Origin of the sequence: Escherichia sp. KCJ4928 (assembly GCF_004352695.1) — a bacterium.
Lineage (GTDB): Bacteria > Pseudomonadota > Gammaproteobacteria > Enterobacterales > Enterobacteriaceae > ECMA0423.
In genome coordinates, this window is record NZ_SJWV01000709.1 from 1 (window position 1) to 300 (window position 300).

The following is a 300-nucleotide window of genomic DNA, read 5'->3' on the forward strand; positions in this document are numbered from 1 at the left end:
GTAACGGACTTCCGGATCTTTACCCAGACGACCAACCACGATGACCTTGTTGATACCACGTGCACTCATAAGAACCTCCTGACTGAAAGATGTGAGATAAACCGGATACCGGCGACGGGACGTTCATATGCCCCTTCAGAGGAGCGAAAGCTCCTCCTGCCGTCCACTTCACTGGGGTTTCTCCCCGCAGTGGACCTTTCCGATGGGGGCCCGTTTACCGCCTCACGGGACAGCTGTCCGGGGGCGGACGCAAAATTTTTTGCCGGGTTCATGGCTAAAAATTTTGTGGCCGGTGCATCT

At 55.3% G+C, this 300-nt stretch carries 1 pseudogene; it reads right to left on the reverse strand.

From position 1 onward, the window contains the following. Window positions 1–69, reverse strand: a pseudogene (locus E0D98_RS26370) (single-stranded DNA-binding protein); the annotation flags it as partial. Window positions 70–300: the final 231 nt, after the last annotated feature.